Source organism: Amedibacillus sp. YH-ame6 (assembly GCF_053848845.1).
In genome coordinates, this window is sequence record NZ_JBSPEZ010000001.1 from 255,426 (window position 1) to 274,600 (window position 19,175).

General features: G+C 32.8%; 11 protein-coding genes. All 11 read right to left on the reverse strand.

Going from position 1 to position 19,175, the window contains the following annotated elements:
* Positions 1-22: 22 nt before the first annotated feature.
* The 11 genes from ACWG0P_RS01310 to ACWG0P_RS01360 all read right to left on the reverse strand — a co-directional run bounded on the left by ACWG0P_RS01310 (position 23) and on the right by ACWG0P_RS01360 (position 19,175).
* Positions 23-814 carry a helix-turn-helix domain-containing protein gene (locus ACWG0P_RS01310; RefSeq protein WP_455800128.1) on the reverse strand — a complete coding sequence of 264 codons (792 nt, stop codon included), beginning with the start codon at positions 812-814 and terminating at the stop codon, positions 23-25.
* 665 nt (positions 815-1,479) lie between these two features.
* Positions 1,480-1,950: an IS200/IS605 family transposase gene (tnpA, locus tag ACWG0P_RS01315; protein ID WP_455800129.1), complete on the reverse strand. Its 471-nt coding sequence runs from the start codon at positions 1,948-1,950 to the stop codon at positions 1,480-1,482.
* A 170-nt stretch (positions 1,951-2,120) separates the two neighbouring features.
* A complete protein-coding gene (locus ACWG0P_RS01320; protein WP_455800130.1) occupies positions 2,121-4,535 on the reverse strand; it encodes a glycogen/starch/alpha-glucan phosphorylase in 2,415 nt (804 codons plus the stop codon).
* A 404-nt stretch (positions 4,536-4,939) separates the two neighbouring features.
* A complete protein-coding gene (locus ACWG0P_RS01325; RefSeq protein WP_455800131.1) occupies positions 4,940-12,220 on the reverse strand; it encodes a leucine-rich repeat protein in 7,281 nt (2,426 codons plus the stop codon).
* Between the two features lie 1,294 nt (positions 12,221-13,514).
* Entirely contained in the window at positions 13,515-14,120 is a 606-nt protein-coding gene (locus ACWG0P_RS01330; RefSeq protein WP_455800132.1) for a hypothetical protein, read from the reverse strand.
* Positions 14,121-14,468: 348 nt separating this feature from the next.
* Positions 14,469-14,939, reverse strand: a complete 471-nt coding sequence (locus ACWG0P_RS01335) for a hypothetical protein (protein ID WP_455800133.1) — start codon at positions 14,937-14,939, stop codon at positions 14,469-14,471.
* Between the two features lie 117 nt (positions 14,940-15,056).
* Complete coding sequence (locus ACWG0P_RS01340) at positions 15,057-15,575, reverse strand: hypothetical protein (protein ID WP_455800134.1); 519 nt, start codon at positions 15,573-15,575, stop codon at positions 15,057-15,059.
* A 66-nt stretch (positions 15,576-15,641) separates the two neighbouring features.
* Positions 15,642-16,304 (reverse strand): class C sortase, encoded by a 663-nt coding sequence (locus ACWG0P_RS01345; protein WP_455800135.1) that lies wholly within the window; start codon positions 16,302-16,304, stop codon positions 15,642-15,644.
* 1 nt (position 16,305) lies between these two features.
* The gene (locus tag ACWG0P_RS01350; protein WP_455800136.1) at positions 16,306-16,818 is read right to left on the reverse strand and encodes a hypothetical protein; all 513 of its coding nucleotides are present in this window, start codon (positions 16,816-16,818) and stop codon (positions 16,306-16,308) included.
* Entirely contained in the window at positions 16,815-17,624 is an 810-nt protein-coding gene (locus tag ACWG0P_RS01355; protein ID WP_455800137.1) for a class C sortase, read from the reverse strand. Before ACWG0P_RS01355 ends, ACWG0P_RS01350 begins: the two co-directional genes overlap by 4 nt.
* Positions 17,625-17,666: 42 nt before the next feature.
* Positions 17,667-19,175, reverse strand: a complete 1,509-nt coding sequence (locus ACWG0P_RS01360) for a SpaH/EbpB family LPXTG-anchored major pilin (protein ID WP_455800138.1) — start codon at positions 19,173-19,175, stop codon at positions 17,667-17,669.

Sequence of the window (19,175 nt, forward strand, 5' to 3'; positions counted from 1 at the left end):
ACATACCAATTTATTAAACAAACTACAAATGTTCTAAATAATTCCTAATCTTCCATCTTAATTTAACAAATAAACGATTGGTATGCTCACTATTCTTCACAAGCAATTGGTATGTTTCAATGGATGAAATCGCCACAACAAAACATATAAAACCTATCGCAATCAATAAGAAGGATAATGCATACCAAGGACCAAGAACATCCATTTGAATATAATCCCTCACTACCATAACAATAGGTATAAACCCTATTACTAACAACATGGTGCCAAAGAAAGCCAACACAATCAATTTGCGATGATGTTGATTGTATTCAATTGTAAGTTCTTTTAAGAACTGTGCATCAAACAACAATACTTCTCTACGAAATACCTTGTACTTTTGTACATCTTTTAGCGCACCCATAATAAGTATTGCCACGCCAATCGCGATTAAGACTGCCATGGAAATAATTCTTAGATTTTCTTGATTTTGAAAAATCACATATGGAACTCCTGATAAAATTACGAATCCAGCACCATACGATATCAACCCATTCAAACGTTTTTCGTTATCCATAAATGCATATGCCATTTCTTTACTTACATAATAACCATTCATAGAACTCTCTGTTTGTTCATCGTTATCTTTTAATAAATAATCCATAGAGACTTCAAAAATATTCCCCAACATGAGTAACTTCTCAGTATCTGGAAATCCTTGACCACTCTCCCATTTGCTAACTGCTTGACGTGAAGTGTGCAATTGCTGTGACAATGCCTCTTGTGACATTCCTTTTTCTTTTCTTAACTTATATAGTTTTTCATGAAATTTCATAAGACTTATCCTCTTCTTTCTTTACTTGACTATATGGTATCAAAATCTATTGTTAAATTCTGTATACAAACGAATGCACTTTGTCAAATTTGAGTTGCAAACACGCATAAAACCCTATTTTCTTACCTTTTACACCTTATATTCTAAATTCACATGAAGAAGATGTATGCTAAATCTTGGTATCATTATATCACAAGAAAGTGATTCATAAATGAATCATTGAAAAGATTTGCATCTTCCAACATGAGTGGATTTCTTGCTCCCTCATTATCCATTATGATTATGAATAGCCTTCTTCCTATACTTACACATACGAAGTGGTACGCTATTCTCCTCATAATGGACTTTTTTGATCATTATGTAATTTCATCCATATCGCAATGTGATTATCTTCTAGTAATCATCATCACAATATGGTTACATCATAATCTTCTTATTTTACTGTATCTTTATATCCCATCCCTCTTCGCGCAATTACATAACTTGCACTCATATGGATACTCATCCCCTTTCCTTTCCTATTAAATCATAACCACGCCTAGAAGACGTGGTATGAACCTGCCCTATAAGGGCATTTTGCTGTGTGGACCATAATGGTCCATTGAAGATTTGACAACCACAGCATTTTCACTGACTGCCCCTCAAAGGGGCTTTTTTGTTGTCTCCTACTTCTTTACTGTTTCTCCCGTAAATGGGTCTATAAATTCTTTCATGCTAATTTGATCCGCTAATTTATCTTCTACCATCTGATTCTGTATGTACTCCCGTACTCGCTTTTCGTTATGACCTACTGTCACACAGTAATACCCCTTTGCCCAGAATTTACGGTTTCCATATTTATACTTTAAATTCGCATGTCGATCAAATATCATTAATGTTGACTTGCTCTTTAAATACCCCATAAATTCTGATACAGAATATTTTGGTGGAATAGTGATTAGCATATGAATATGATCTGGACATGCTTCCGCTTCTAGTAGCTCTACTCCTGGTTTTCTTTCACACAACTTTCGGATAATCTCTCCTATATCTTTTCGTAGTCTGGTGTAAATTACCATTCGCCTATATTTCGGTAATATCACGATGTGATATTTACAAACGTAGCTTGTATGTGATAATGTTTCTGTGTCTTTCATAGACTGCACCTCCTGTTATTTTCTGTGGTCGCCAAACCTACTGAATTATAACATGGTGGTGTTTTTTATATTTTTAGATACCCTTCTTTCACTTAAAGTCTGACCACGCGCATAGCACGTGGTATTAATAGATATAAAAAAAGTCCGTATTTGCATACGAACCTCACTTACTATTTAAATTCTACTGGTGTGATATTCCAGATTTCTTCTGCGTATTGTTTGATTGTACGATCACTTGAAAAGAATGCAGATTGTGCAATATTCACTAAGCAACTCTTCGCCCAATTCGCCTTGTCTTGGTAACGATAGTCAATGTTTTGTTGCGCATGTGCATATGCATCATAGTCCGCCAACAATAAGTACTCATCATTTTTAAACATAACTTCGTTATAAATCAATTTGAAGTCTTTTGCGTTATCTGAGAATGTACCATCTCTTAACGCATCAATGATACGTTTGACACTTTGATTCTCATTATATTTACGCCAAACATCGTAAGAATTCTCATGACGAATTAAACTTACATCATCCGCACGTAAACCGAAGATTTCCGCATTATTGAAACCAACTTTTTCGACGATTTCCACATTAGCACCATCCATAGTACCAAGTGTAATTGCTCCATTCATCATAAACTTCATATTTCCAGTACCACTAGCTTCTTTACCAGCAGTTGAAATTTGTTCTGATACATCTGCTGCATTCATTAAAATTTCTGCGATACTTACACCATAGTTTGGTATAAATACAACTTTCATATATGGTGCGATTTCTGGATCATTATTCACCTTTTGCGCAACGCAATGAATCAACTTAATAACTTCTTTTGCGAATGTGTAAGAAGGCGCTGCCTTCGCCGCAAAAATAAAGGTTCTTGGATGAATACGGAAATTCGCATCTTCCTTCATTTTGAAATATAAATCCATAATGTGCATAACGTTTAATAATTGACGTTTATATGCATGCAAACGTTTGGCTTGTACATCAAAAATAGAATTTACATCCACTTCAATGTTTAATGTTTTCTTAATATAGTCCGCCAAAATTTGTTTACGTTGCAATTTCACTTTCATGAATTCTTGTTGAATTGTCGCATCGTCTACATGACTCATTAAATCCAATAATTTATTTGGTTCAGCTTTGAAATCTGGACCGATATATTTCTCTAACAAGCTTGTTAATTCTGGGTTAGAATACAACAACCATCTACGGTGTGTAATACCATTTGTCTTATTGTTAAACTTCTCTGGATATAAAGCATAGAAGTTTTTCATAACGTCTTCTTTTAAAATCTGTGTATGAAGAGCCGCAACTCCATTTACACTATGAGAACCAATAATCGCAAGGTTTGCCATATGCACTTGTCCATCTTTTAAGACACAACATTCACTCATCAAATCCGGTCTACCTAACTCATGAGATGCACGGAATTTGAATCTATGATCAATTTCTTCGATAATCATATAGATACGAGGCAACAATTCTTGTACATATTGAACAGGCCATTTTTCAAGGGCTTCACTCAATACTGTATGGTTTGTATATGCCATTGTTTTCTTTACAATTCCCCAAGCTTCATCCCAATCAAAACGATATTCATCTAAGAATATACGCATCAACTCAGGAATGCACAACACTGGATGTGTATCATTTAATTGAATTGCTGTTTTTTCTGCGAAGTTTTGTAACGTACCATACGTACGCATGTGAGAATCAATAATGTTATTCAATCCTGCTGCTACAAAGAAGTACTGTTGTTTCAATCTTAACTTCTTTCCGTGTTCTGTAGAATCATCAGGATATACATTACGACATATTTCACGTACTTCATTTACATATTCATTTAAACTAGACGCATCACATGCATCATCCGCAACCTCAGCACTCCATAAACGAAGCGTATTGGTATTTTTTGTATTCTGTCCAACGATAGGCATGTCATATGGTACTGCCTTAACAACTAAACTTGGAATATGGTTTACGATAGCTTTCCCATCTTCTCCCATCCACATATCTACATGTCCACCAAATTTAACTTCAACGGAATGTTTTGGTTTACGAACTTCCCAAACATTTCCTAAAGAAAGCCATTGATCAGGTACTTCCACTTGTTCGTTGTTTACAATCTTCTGCTTAAATAAACCATATTCATATCGAATACAGTTTCCATTTCCTGAATAATTCATAGACGCTAAAGAATCTAAGAAACAAGCAGCTAGTCTTCCTAAACCACCATTTCCAAGTCCTGCATCACTCTCTAAATCCTCTAATGCATTGATATCGATATCTAGATCCGCAAGTCCTTCTTTTACAATATCATAAATCCCTAAATTCATAAGGTTATTGGTAAGTAATCTTCCCATTAAAAATTCCATGGAAAAATAATACATTTGTTTCTCTTGTTTTTTTGCTACTACATCTTTGCTTTGATTCCAGTTCTCACTTGCGTGATCACGAACCATCTCTCCTAAAATCATATATTTTTCTGTTATGTGAGCCTGTTCAATAGAACGACCGTAGTGTTGAATGATTCTTTTCTTAAATTCGATTTTGAATTCATCCGCATTTCTGAATCCATTTGCCATAAAAATAAAACTCCTCTCAAAATATAATACACTGTAATTTTACCTTATCTAGGGGGATAATACAAATTTTATTCATAAATCACTCCCTTATTATGATTATCTTATGTGTTTTTATACAAAATGTTCATCATGAAACTACACTTGTCCATCATTGTGAACAGATATCTTTATAATCTTATATATTCTATTCTGCTTTTTTTAATAGATTTGAATAGAAAAAGAATTGAGCATTCTCCAAATGCGACTATAATCAGATTTAGAAAAGAAAAAGGGTAAAATCTCATCGCTATCTAAGACTTTTTATACAAGCAAACAGACAATTTGCTATTTCAAATAAATTCGAGCCCCAGTTTCATATATATACTAGGTCTCGAATTTTTCACTTTACATATTGCTATTACTTGCTATCTTTTTTTCATTAACTTGCATTTTTTCGAAAACAAAATAAGAACTGCACTGAAACATGTAATTGCTAATGATGTCCATATCATTAGTTTATTTGTATCTCCAGTAAGAATATCTTTTTCTATTCCCTCCTGATTAGAAGTTTCTGGAGGACTCGGGTCAGATGGATCAATTGGGTATATACTCTCTGCTTTCTTTTCCCACTTTCCATACAATGTCATCGTATAATCAACTTTCGATCCAAAATCATAATAGGTAATGCATTCTTTCTCAAGGTACCACCCTTTAAATGCATGACCTTTTCTTGTCGGATTATCTGGCTTTTGTACTTTTTCAAGATATTCAACTTTCTGAGCCTCTATTGTACTTCCTCCTTGACTATCAAAGGTTACTTCATACTTATTCTTCTGCCAAACTGCTGTATAGACAATATCACCTGTGCTTCCCTTCTTCAAGGTTACATTTTCCTGTGGTGCTTCTTGTCCATCCCATTTCCATCCAATGAACTTGTGTCCTTTTTTCGTTGGACTTCCTAATGTGATATCAGCACTCTTGATTGTGTACATACTTGGATTGGTTGGATGATTTACCCCTCCATCCAGTTCGAATCCAATCTTATACTCTTGAAGTTTCCATTTTGCATAGAGATCCATGTTTCCTTCTACTGCGTTGTTGAAATCCCATGCATTCTTCAAGCTTTCATCTCTATACCACCCTTCAAATTCATAACCTTTCTTCTTCGGTTTTGATGGTTCCATTACTTTTGTTTTATACTCTACTTCTTTTACGCTTTCCACTGATGATCCACCATTACTATGGAATACTACTTCATATTTCTCTAACTCCCACTTTCCATACAGCGTCATCGTATGATCGACTTTGGATTTAAAATCATATTCCTTCGTACATCCTTCATCTTCATACCATCCTTTGAATATATATCCACATGAACTTACTATACTTGGTTCTTCTACTGTCTCTTGATACTTCTTTATCACGGTTGCTGGTGGCTGTTGTTGAGGTACACTTCCTTTATATTCAAAGCGAACTTCATATCCTTCTGATTCCCAAATGGCATATAAGACTAAACTATCTTTATTTTCATCCTTGGCTAAATCTTTATATGTGGTACCTTCAGATACTCTAGTATCAGCATACGTCCATCCTTTGAATTTATAGTGCGCCTTTTCTGCCTGAGGTAATGAAACCTCTTCATTATACGCCATATTGTCAATAACATCAGGTGCATTATTCATCATATTTCCACCATCTAGTTCATATTGAACTTTGTAGTTTTTCAACGGTTTCCAGACCGCTTTCAATGTTATCCTTGAATGGTTATTTCTATTGGTAGATAATTCACTATAAAGCGTATCATTCGTTACCAATACATCGTTGTACTTCCAATGAGATATCATGTATCCCGGAATTGTGCCTACATTTACAGGTAATAAATTCTTGCTGCTCCATGTGAAGTTATTCTTAGGCGCAACACTTATTCCAGATGATTCTTTTCCTGTAACATAGTCAATTCCATAAGTCTTTTGTATATAATTTGCATATAAAACCATATCACTTGTAACTTTACCGCTTGTAAAATCCCATTTCTTATCATTCGTAAAACTTTCATCTGTATACCATGATTTTATAATGTAATCATCATTTTCAATTAACGATGGTTCAACTAATATTCCATTATTCTTGATCAATCTAGTTTCGATGATCTTATCTATGTCTGTTCCTTGATCATTCTTTACCTGAAAATCAACTTTATATAAAATCTCATCAGTTAACGTAATTCTAAAAGTCGTGCTATTAGATTTATTCATTGTAGATGTCGCTTTGACTTTAACTTCGCTAACATCTCCACCGTTTACGAGTGCCTTCTTTATTATATCTAGCGTCTTATTCGCCTCAAGCGTATTCACTAGAGACTCCTTCGTATCTCGATCAACTGCTTTTACATCAGCATATGTATATAAATCTAAAAGTGTAGCATTCTTTAACAGTTCTTTGTTAATTGTAAAATTTTCCGAACTAATATCTACTTCACCCATATCATCTTCAACAAACGCAACATACGGGAATTCATCATTTGTCGTCGTTCGTGCGCTAAACTCATAAGTACCAGGCATGTCTGCGACATAATGATTCTTATAACTTCTTGCGCTAATACCCAATATTTTTGTTCCGTCAGGTTTTGTGACATCAAGTAATAAGCCTGTATTTAATCCAGCATCAAATTGATAGTTAATCCTTCGGTTGTGAGAATTTGAGATTGGTTCTACTGTATAGGAGAACTCTGCAAAGTCTCCTTTGTAATGTACATTCTTAAATACAGTTCCAAACGGCTCATTTGATGCATAAGGGCAATTGATCCTTAGTAAGTCAATATAAACAGCCTTTAGTTCGGACATGTTAGATAGACTAGTTGATGAAAGCTTTTGTAATGAAAGAGGCATACTCAATGTTTTTATTTTCGTGTTAGAAAAAGCCTCATTTCCGATTTCCGTTAATTTATCTGTCAACTTGATATAATCAATTAAATGGCAATCTTTAAAAGCAGAATCCCCTATTTTTTCTAATGAGTTAGGCAATTCAATAGCGGCTAATGAAGTACATCCTTCTAACGCCGAAGATCCTAGATCCGTTAATGAACTCGATAGTGTGATAGAAACCAATGTGTTACATCCCTTAAATGCCAAATTTCCTATTGTTTTTACTGAATTAGGCAATGGCATGGAAGTTAATGAAGTGCATCCTTCAAAAGTTGAAGAACCAATTTTAGTGACTCCATAAGGAATATCTGCCTTATTAAATTTCACGCAGTTTTTGAATGTCGAATTGCCAAACTCAGTTACACCACTTGGAACAGAGACACTCTCTAATGAACTACAGTCCTCAAACACAGAATTGTTTAATTTCGTGATTTTGCTCGGTAATTCTATTTTCGTAAACCTTATACAATTTTTAAAAGCAGAATCGTCAATTTCTATAAGTGAATCCGGCATTGCTACACTCTTTAGTTTGATGCAATCCTTAAACGCTCTATTTCCTATACTTTCCAATCCTTCCGTTAGTTGTATCGTTTCTAGGCTTTGACAGTTCTCAAATGCGCTATACTCTATACTAGTTATCGTTGGCAAAAGAACCGTTTCCAAACTAACACAATCACGAAACAGACTACTTGATAAAACATCAATAGTATTAGGTATTGTGATTTCTTTTAAACTTGCGCAATTTTCAAAGACACTATCTTCCAATACCGTTGTATCGGGATTTAGTTTTACATCAACTAAGCTCTTACACCCCTCAAAAGCACTAGATTTAAACTCAATTATATTCTCTATGTTTATTTTTGTTAAACTTCGACAACTAGCAAAAGTGTCAACACTTATTTTCGTTAATGAATCTGGTAATTTTATTTCTGATAATGAAGAGCATGCCAGAAAAGTCCCATCACCAAGATCAGTTATCCCTTCAGCCAAGGTGACTGTTTTTAAATTCAAACAACCTACAAAAGCATAACCATCTAACAATGATAAAGAAAGTGGTATGCTTACTTCTTCAATATAGTCATTTTTGTAAAACGTCTCAAAACCTATTATTTGAACACCTTCATCAATAATTATTTTCTTGTAGTTTCCACCTTTTAAATTTGAGATATCTTTAATTGTTCCTGGAATTTTTGTAAATACAACAGATGAGTTATTAAAAGTTTTCGGTGCTATATTTTCAACGCCCTCTGGAATTACAAGCGTCTTTATAACTACATTTTGTAAAATAGAACTTATAGTTTTCATTGAGACCGGAATATAAACAGTTTCAAAACTACAACCATTAAAAACTTCTCCCTCCGTGTTGATACTCTCTAGACCTTCTGCAAATATAAGATTGTTTACATCGCTCGCACTTTCAAAAGCCATAAAGTCAATGTTTTTAATAGTAGAAGGAATAGTGATATTTTCTAATGTATGTCCTTTAAATGCCGCTTTCCCTATAGTTTCCAATCCTTCCAATAAATTTATAGAACGTAGTTTGACACACTCGTCAAATGCTAAATCCTCTATAGTTTTAAGATTTCCATGATTGTTAGATGTCTCTGTAAGTGTAACTATTTCTAATGAATTACAGTTGTAAAACGCCCATTCCTCAATAATCTCAACTGATGCAGGTATTGTAATCTGGCTTAATCGAGTGCAATGACTAAAGCACTCACTTGAAATTCTTTTTAATCCTTCATTAAGCTTAACCATGTCTAAGTATTCACAATGGCTAAAAGCATAATCACCTAGGTATGAAACTGAACTTGGTATCGTCAACTCGTAAATATCTGAGTAAGAAAATGCATAGTCTCCGATTTTCTCTAGTCCTTCCTTAAGCGTAACTCTTTCTAAGTTCCCACAATACTCAAAAGCATGGTTTCCAATTGTTTTAAGGGAAGAAGGCAATGTTATGCTTATTAAACTATTACTATAATCAAAAAATGAGGAAGCAAAAGCATATTCACCAATAGTTTCTAGCCCTTCTGAAAATTTGATGGAACTCAAATTACTGCTATCAAAAAAGCAATAATTCCCTATGGTAATAACACTCTTTGGAATTTCAATATAATACAAATTAGGACACCTGCTAAAACTATAATTACCGATAGCTATAACGGTATCGGGAATCGTGATACCTTCTATATAGGTGCCTGTAAAAGCGTTATCGCCAATTTTGGTAACTGGTTCCCCTTGCCATATTTCAGGTATAATTAGATTTCTATGATCGTTGTAATATTCACAACCTTCGTGCATTTCATCTTTCATTGCGCTAACTGTATAACCTGTATCATTTTTTTCAAAATAGAAGCAAGAATCTATGACAACGCCACCTTCCCAGGATACAGTTGCGAAATACGCACCCCAAGGTGCACCAGTCACACCGCTTACTGGTGTGTTAGGTAAATAAATATTTTTAATGGTTGAAGATTTAAATGCGGAATCGCCGATTGAAATAACAGTCCCTGGAACAGTGATTTCCTCAGCAGTAATTCCACTGAATACAAAATCGCCAATTATCATAACTCCCTCATTGAGAGTTATGTTTACTAACTTCACACAATTGGCAAATGCACTATTTTCAATGGTAATAACTGTTGCTGGAATATTCAATGTTTCAAGACTTGAACAAGCTAAGAATGCTTTACTACCTATGGTTGTTAGATTTTCGCCGATTGTTAACGTAACTAAGCTACTACATTTTTCAAAAGCGTTTACACCCAACTGATATAACTCTTTGTTCAAAGCAAGCGATTTCAAGGAAGTGTTTCCACTAAAAGCGAAATCGCCAATCTTTTGAAGATTTTCATTAAGTGAAAGCTTCTCTAACCCTATACAGTCCTTGAATGCTGACTCTTTTATTTCATTTAAAGAATTAGGAAATACGACATTATTTAGCTTAGTACATCCTTTGAATGCTTCATTTGAAATTGTTTGTAGTCCTTCTTTAAATAAAATGCTCTCTAAGCTCGTACAATTTTCAAATAAATTAACACTGATAACTTGCATCTTTGATGATAAAGTAAGCTTTTTCATCCCACTGCACTCCGCAAATGCACTCTGTCCAATGCTAGTAACTGAATCTGGTATTACTATTTCTGTTAATGATCCGCACTCATAAAATGATTTGCTTCCAATTTTTGTTAAGTTCAATGTAGACGATAGTGTAATATCTTTCAAATTTCTACATGATTCAAATGCACTATCCCCAATCGATGTAATCGATTCTGGAATGTTCAAACTAATGATTGAACTACATTGAGCAAATGCTTCTTTCCCAATTTCATTGATACCCTCTGCTAAAGTTACCTTTTGTAACCCCGTTAAACCTTTAAATTTATAGTCTTCAATTTTTCCAATAGTTGACGGTATTGCTAACTCCCTAAGCCCATTACATTCTAAAAATGCTGTGTTATGAATGGAGGTAGTTCCTTCTTTAAAAATAGCTCCTTGTAACCTTCCACATAATGCAAAAGCTTTTTTCTCTACAATACCAACTCCTTTTTGCATATTTAAGGTTGTTAAATTTTTACATTTTTCAAACGCGGATTCTCCAATAGAAGTTAGAGTTCCATTGATGGTTACAATTTCTAAAGCCGGGTTATCATAAAACTCTTTTGCTGGTATGGCTATATTATTCGCATCAATGATAACCTCGCGAAGTGAAGCACATCCGTCAAATGCATCACCAATATCCGTAACGCTGCTAGGTATGCGGATACTTTGTAACGAAGCGCAACCTTTAAACATTGAGGATATAATTGTTGGTAGATGATTACTTAATGTCACATTGACTAAATTTGTCAATCCTTTAAAGCTTATTGGTTGTGTTACTGTATCTTTCAAAACTACATTCGTTAATGTATTCGGAAGATATATATCTTGAGGAACATTTGCTCCTATTGTTAATGAAACTAGGTTTGTAAAAGATAAAGTATTTTTTGATATCGTTGTTACACTTTCTGGAATGCTTAGATCTGTAATCTTTGTATTCGCAAAACTATCGGATCCGATAGTTTCAAGATTTGAATTCAATACAATGGAATTGATTTCTAGTCCTGAAAACGCATTATCCGCGATATACAATATGGGAGTTTGTACACCTTTATCATTTTCGTAATACTCTGGTATAACAATATCACTAGGAGCTCCATCTTTTAAATAGCCTGTTATGGTGTTCGCTTCGCCAAAAATAAACCATTTTTGATCTGTAGCAATAATACCGTTGGAACTTATACCCACTACTTTTCCAGATGCTTTTGGTTCTAAATCTATTTCATTCGATTCCAGTACATCTTCTTGACTTACTTTACTTGTTATTTCACCATTCACCTTATCTGTTTCTATTGAATCAGATTCTGTTCCGTTTTCAATGATGTTTTCTTCCTTATATACTATTTCTTCTTCTTGCAATTCTCCATCGATAGTATAATTAACATAAAATAGATATGTTCCATTTTTATGAATTGCCATAGAGGTTGTTGACACTGTCGAAGAATGTGAAAGTAATAATTCCTTTTCTTCATAATTCACACTTTGATAATCGATTTTTTCGTTATTTTGCAATTCTATAGTAATTGTTGATGATTGTTTATTATCATTTAATTGACTACGTATCAAGTACTCAAATGGTTTGTTTTCCAATGCCTTAATCTGTAATGGTGTGATTATGGTCGAAAAAATAGTCACTAACCCCAACAAAAATATATTGCACTTTCTAGAAAATGATATTTTCATAAAAACTCCCTCCAATGAATAGGTAGTTACAAAGCGAATGGAGTAAAATGCTCCGCTACCCTTCTATCAATAATTTTACATTTTATGCATTACCTCTCCCTTATCAAGAGATTCTACAAATCTTGTTCCATAATAGAGATGATACAATCCTTATTATCACTACAATAACAACAAACAAACCTCCATTATTATGCTCAAAATCTATTGATTTTCATCCTTCTATTATGGTGATAACACCTATTAGATAGCGTGTTCTTCATAATATATACAGTTGGATGACGAAACTTAAAGCATCTGTTTTTTTACTATTTAGATGATGTTGAGAGTATAATACTCCACAATTTTGCGCAAACAATTCCTATATGAAACTATCACTGATAGGACAAAAATCTTCTTCGTAAACAGAAAAATGATACGTTTATAGACAGTACTCAATCTGAAAACCGCCTGTTTCCTTCATGCCTTTTTTAAAACTTTTCTATTACCCTGGCTAAAAAACAGTTCTATCAACATCTTATTAACAGCTACGTATTTTTTGATAAATCAAACACAGAATTTTATTAATTTCATACAAGACATGTTCTTTTACAGGGGATTATTGCCAAATACACGCATTACACATATATAATTGATTATTTTGGTGAAGTACTATTTTCTATTATCATTTTGTTTTAGGAATATACGTAATCTCATATAATTGCTTGAAACTTATTTATTTCTTCAATAAAGCTTCTTCATAAATACGATATCAATCTACATAATTTATACAATTCATAATTTCATTTTCATTGACATATTTTCATAAGAACTTATATCATTCCGCGCAAGTGAAACCTATTTTCAAATTTTCATTATTTTTTTAAGAACAAGTTACTCCTTTTAATATAATTTATTTTAACTTCTGATGCAGTGTACATCCTGATTTTATCAAATTCCATGGCTCAGCTCATTGGCACCACAACTGCAAAGTTATATTGCTTCAATCACAAGATATACTATTTTTTTATAATCTATCGCCTGTTTTAGTTTAGATTTCCTTTTCAAAACAATACGGCTCATCACTGCAATAATCATTAGTTTATGTATATGCACCTCCATGGATAGGTATAAATTGCATATATCGATTTCTGCACTTTCCATGTAAGTCGCTTCATTCCGTATTAATACAGATTATGTGTATCTCACATTAGCAACAAAACTATTGATCCATCCCTCACTAAACAAACACCAGTTGAATTGATCTTATTGAGTTTAATACCTTAGTTTTCGTAAATTTTCTTAAACTCAAATGTAACTAGCAAACACCGCTATATGATCTTACACTTCCATCAGCTTTAAAAGAAACCCTCAAATATCCTCCATTAGCATCAACCCAAAGATAACTCTTTTTACCACTATCACTTATGTTTGTCAAATAACCAGAGGTCTTAAAAGCGCTTACGCAGTCTTCATAAGAATTTATTTGACCGCTCTCTAAATTTTCAACAGTTGAAAGATCAGTTGCGCTATCAGCAAATCGTGCTCTGCACTCATCTCTAGAAAAATCCCCACTAATATAGCTAACTAAACCATTTCCTGTATCAATCCATACCTGTAACTCTACATTACTTCCATTTACCATTAAATCATAATAATAATATGCTTTGTCCACTTTTACTGGTTCACCTAAAATAGCATTTACTTCGTCTTCAGTCATACCTATTTTAAGTTTGCTAAATTTATCATATTCATCTTCTTTTTTTTCATTCTTCGAAGTATTTTCGCTTATTTCGCTGTTATTCTGTGTATCTTTACTGTCCTTTTTATCCTTGTTATCGTTACTGCCACAAGCGGCAAGCGAAAATGCAATAACCATTGCAAAAACTATAAGTGCTATTTTTTTCATATTTTTCTGCTTCATATTTTTTTTCTTTTCCTTTTTTTTCCATATCAAGTTAAATATGCTTACTATATCATATTTATACTTCCTGATTGTATATAAAGCAATTTCGTAATATCTTCAACATTCATATATTTTTGTTATACCACTATGCACAGGAATTAGAGGATAATAGCCTTCATCGCTCATTTTTTCAGCTGCAAACATAACTGCTTAATATACCATTTCATAGGAGTCTTAAATGTTGGATCCAGTTAAACCTCATATTTTATAACTTCTGTTTGATTTATTCTCGTATCAAATCCAAAGCCTAGTACTTTATCCTTTTCCTAATTAATCAAGGGTTTTATCAATTATTAGTAGGTTTCTTTATTTTTCATTTTGAAAGACTAATAAAAGATGCGCAGAACGACAAATAGCTTCAAGTATCAACTCTTCTAATCTTTTGAATTTTTCTAGAGGTGAAACCATATCCTTTTTACCTGAGCTTAATTCACAAAGGCTAAAAGCTTTCGTAATAATAGTTTCAGACATATCGCTGATTTTCTTATATATATTCCACAATTGACCGTTTTCCACACAGTATCCCATATGTTTACAATCATCATATAAACAAATCATATTTTCGCTTTGAAGTTCCGAAAAATTAAACTCTTTTGATGTTAATACGCTGTAAAACAAATTTGTAGTTTCATAGTAATCCTCCATATCAATCAACTGTTTTGCAAAATTATCGATACCATCATCTCCTAGAATAAACATTAATCTTTTCGCATGATTTACCTTATACAATTCTTCTAAAATTACATCATTGATAACAAATATTGCATTAAGATACATATACATTCCCACTTTCAATTTTTACAGAGTTTTATGAAAACCAACAATATAATTTGTATGCTAGGAGCAAATCATAACTACACATAATTTCTTATGTAAGTAATTATAAAAGTATTTTTATTCTAGGTATCCTAACATGGCCGCTTGTAAAAGAGAATTGCTACCATCAAACTTCCATTTTCCCGACTCTTTTATAAAATTGATTTCTACCTTCTTTTTATTTCGTTCGGCATTTTTTATACTCTTCTCAAATATTTCAAAAGTTTTATCCTGATTTCCATGCTTTGATAAACTTTCAAAGGTTGCTTGATCTAATAATGATAAATAATTAACACTTTCTATTTCTACTGTTACTTTTGCCGTTTTGCCATCAACCTTCTCTTTTTTTACGTCGAACGACATATTTTGATATACTAAATCCATTGCTTTTTTCTTATAGGATTCCATACTTTCATAATTTTTTTCATTAAACTCAATTCCTACTAATTCGTTTGCTTCTTTCAGGTTATTTTCTTTGATATAGGTTAAATATTCAACCGATATTTCTTCGGGAGAATCTGGTGTGTTTTTACTACATGCACCTAATAAAACAAAAGATGCTATCACCAATGTAGTTATACAGATTTTAAATTTCACTATTTCACCTTCTTCTAATGTTTTAAAAAATGCTTTAAATGAAACCACAATCTTATTTTCTATTCATCAATTACGTTCGCAATAAACAATGTATCTAAACTTTGATGTTCCAAAAGGATGGCATGTTACTAATGTAATCATATCTTTATCATTTTGTATTAAAATCTTCGATATATCGGTTGGTTCTACTATCTCAGTTCCAACAACATGATACTTCAAGGTTTCATTCAATATTTTAATTTTTATAATATCATTTTTATTTAGTTGTGTAAGATTATTAAATAAGGTCACAGTTGTCATATCTCTATGAGAAGCAAAAACTGCATTTGTATTTTTGCCACCTATTGGGATAGAAGTTTTACTCATTAGAGCTGCCCCTTTGCTCATATTACTCTTACTCGCTCCTAAATAAATTGGTAATTTCAAATCAATAGAATCACAAATTAAATATCCCAATACTTCATCATATAATCCCATGCTTTTTAAATCAAAATCACTCATTTCATAAGAAAAAGGATCTTTCAATTCACTTTGTCCAGTATTATACAAGTCATTGTTATAATTCTGGAATTCTTTATATAATTCTGAATAGTCTTGATCACTTCCATAATTTTTTATTGCTACATCAGTATTATTCTGCTGTATCCATCGATTAACCATAGGATATAATAATGTAATGATACCTAATAGTATGCAAAATAGTGAGATACTTACTTTTACATTTTTCATATTACTTAATGCTTAACCCCAATAAAGCCGAATTTATTACATCTGTACTTCCAAAGAAAATCCATTCTTCTTTTTCTTTTATGAAACTGATCATGACTTGCTGTTTTATAGTACTTGCTTTTTCACTATTTTTTTTAAATAGTGCGATTGTTTCATCATCAGTAAGGCTTTTTGCAATACTTTCTTTTTTTACTTTATCTAATGTGTTTAAGAAACTAACATTTTCTATTTGTATCAAAATATCCATTTTTCGTTCTGATTCTTCTACTTTCAATATCTTAAATTTTGCCTTACTAAAAGTAAACTTCATTAATTCTAATTCCAGTTTTTCCACTTTATTATCTTGATTTTCCAAATCAACATTTACAATGTTTGCTGCTTTTTGTGGGTTCCCTTCAATCATTGCATTTATATATGCACTTATTTTATCTTGAGGAGTATCACAAGCAGTTGAGCATGATAATAAGGAGAAAAAACAAGATAAAATAAATACTAACAGGAATTTTTTCTTCATGTTTTCCTTCTCCTATTCACATAGATTCGTATAATCAAAAGAATAATTGCCAGTAATGCACAAATAGCTATTCCTGCTTTTGTTAATAAATCTTTTGATTTTTCTTGGTGAGGTACTTCATCTTTTTGATAAGGAAATCTTTCGCCTCGTATCAGCAAGCGATGAGAATTTACACCATAGGGCGTACAAGTCATAAGTGTTATATAATCTTTTCCATTTTCAGGTTGCAAATAAAGCGTGTTATGTGGATTGGTTACTTTGATTTGATCTACCTTATAGGCAACTGTTTCTCCTAAAACATGAACAAAGAAATGATCACCTATTTTTAGTTCATCTAAATCAGTAAATAATTTTGCACTTGATAATCCTCTATGTCCAGTAAGGACTGAATGATTACCAATCCCTCCTATTGGAAAAGCTGTTTCTTTCATATGTCCAACACCTTTTTTTAATACTATCTCTTCAGTCCCGTGATAAATTGGTAGATATACTTTGATTTTTGGTACTTCTATATAACCCATCACATCATCGATATTTATGATACTAAAATAGTTTTCAGGTATTGTATATCCACTTCCCTGTATAAAGGGATCTCGTATTACTGAACCTGATAAGGAATCATTGTATTCATAGGCTTTTTGTAGTTCTTTTTTTATTTGATCTTTATCAAGTTGTTTCACAGTTTTTTGATAATCTTCGATAGATACACTTTGTTGATATTTCATAAGGTAGTTACTGACATAGGGATAACATATAAATATCAATCCGGTGGCAATCAAGAGAATTGTAAGTAATTTTCTTTTCATAATTATTTATAGGAGGATGAGTCATCACCCTCCTTTAAACTTTTATTTTACATCTCTTTTTTTTGTTTTAAGGATTATGATACCAGCTACAATCAATGCGATACCTCCGATTGTGAAGATTGTAGTACCCACGCCACCTGTCAACGGAAGTTCCCAATAACTCTTTTTATTTTTAACAATCAATTTATTATCTTCAAGATGTGTAGATGCATCAACCTTAACTTTAATTGGACTGCTCAATAAACGATACGCTTTATTCTCGCTATCAAGCGGTGCTTCCGTTTCTACTAACCAATAATAACTAGCTTTTGCTGCATCATCTTTTGTTCCATAAGCTAATCCTGATGCCGACGCCTTACCATTAGCATCAGTAACAAGAACTACAGTATTTCCATTGATATCTTTCAAAGCTTTAGTGTCATCATTTGAATTCGCTGCTGCTTCTGTCATATATACCTTGAATTTTGCATTTTTCAATTTGATGTTAGTATCATCAGCATCTACTTTTTCAATATTGATTCCACCAGTATGTACTTCAGTATTTGTTGAAGTATTCGAAGTTGTCGTTCCAACACTATTTGTATATTCAAGACTAGCATTATTTTCTATTTTTTGCCCCAATGCTGCCAGTCCATCTTCACTAAGTTTTGTATTGAAAACAACAAATAGATTTGAAGTTCCTACACCAGTGGATGTTAAAGCATCTGACATTTTCTGTAAACCTGAATTAGTCAATGTAATTGTTAATTTGCCACCCTTTGCTTCAGTTGGCTTACTCACTGTGTAGTCTGTAGATGCTGTTAATACTATTTCATTATTGCCTTTGTCCATAATATAAACTTTTACATCTACTGTTGTATCAAATTTTAATTTTACATCCAAATTATCTGTAATTACATACTTTGCTGCATCCTTTACATCATCTGGTATATCTGCTTTGATAATCCATGGAAAAGATTCATTTGCATTTACACCCGCAGTATCTTGCCCATCCTCCATAACAGATTTATCGATTGCAGGTCCATCTTTTAGAACATTTTTAGGGAAAATATGAATATCATATAACCATGCTGTTTCATCCGTAGGATCTGTCATAGGAACACTTATCAAAGCCTTTTCAGCTTTCGTTTCAACTGCAGGACTATCTAACTCCTCTACTAAATAAATACCATGTTCCAATGTGTCTACTTTTGCTTCACCAGATACATTTGTAGTAACTTCTTTTTGGTATACAGGTGTTTTCCCATCATCTCCATATAACACTTCTGCATCTGCTATGTTAGATACTGGGTTGTCTTTCATCCTTGTTACTTTAAATGTTATATTTGCCAAAGGCTTAGCATTGCTTGGCAAGTTATTCTTATCATTTATTGATCCAGTTGCTTTGCCACCATTTACTCCTGCTGGAAGTGCATACTTGTGTATTGTGATACTACCTTTTTGTGTTTTATCAGGCAACCCTATCGCATGTATTGGGGACAGCCCTATCGTCGTGAATATAAGTGCAACCAATGCAAGAAACAAACTACATTTTTTTATTAGATTTTTCAT

Bases quoted from the DNA above. Each gene is read 5' to 3' on its own strand.
- ACWG0P_RS01325 (WP_455800131.1), bottom strand. From the start codon at position 12,220: ATGAAAATATCATTTTCTAGAAAGTGCAATATATTTTTGTTGGGGTTA.
- ACWG0P_RS01335 (WP_455800133.1), bottom strand. From the start codon at position 14,939: ATGTATCTTAATGCAATATTTGTTATCAATGATGTAATTTTAGAAGAA.
- ACWG0P_RS01320 (WP_455800130.1), bottom strand. From the start codon at position 4,535: ATGGCAAATGGATTCAGAAATGCGGATGAATTCAAAATCGAATTTAAG.
- tnpA (WP_455800129.1), bottom strand. From the start codon at position 1,950: ATGAAAGACACAGAAACATTATCACATACAAGCTACGTTTGTAAATAT.
- ACWG0P_RS01360 (WP_455800138.1), bottom strand. From the start codon at position 19,175: ATGAAAAATCTAATAAAAAAATGTAGTTTGTTTCTTGCATTGGTTGCA.
- ACWG0P_RS01355 (WP_455800137.1), bottom strand. From the start codon at position 17,624: ATGAAAAGAAAATTACTTACAATTCTCTTGATTGCCACCGGATTGATA.
- ACWG0P_RS01350 (WP_455800136.1), bottom strand. From the start codon at position 16,818: ATGAAGAAAAAATTCCTGTTAGTATTTATTTTATCTTGTTTTTTCTCC.
- ACWG0P_RS01330 (WP_455800132.1), bottom strand. From the start codon at position 14,120: ATGAAGCAGAAAAATATGAAAAAAATAGCACTTATAGTTTTTGCAATG.
- ACWG0P_RS01310 (WP_455800128.1), bottom strand. From the start codon at position 814: ATGAAATTTCATGAAAAACTATATAAGTTAAGAAAAGAAAAAGGAATG.
- ACWG0P_RS01345 (WP_455800135.1), bottom strand. From the start codon at position 16,304: ATGAAAAATGTAAAAGTAAGTATCTCACTATTTTGCATACTATTAGGT.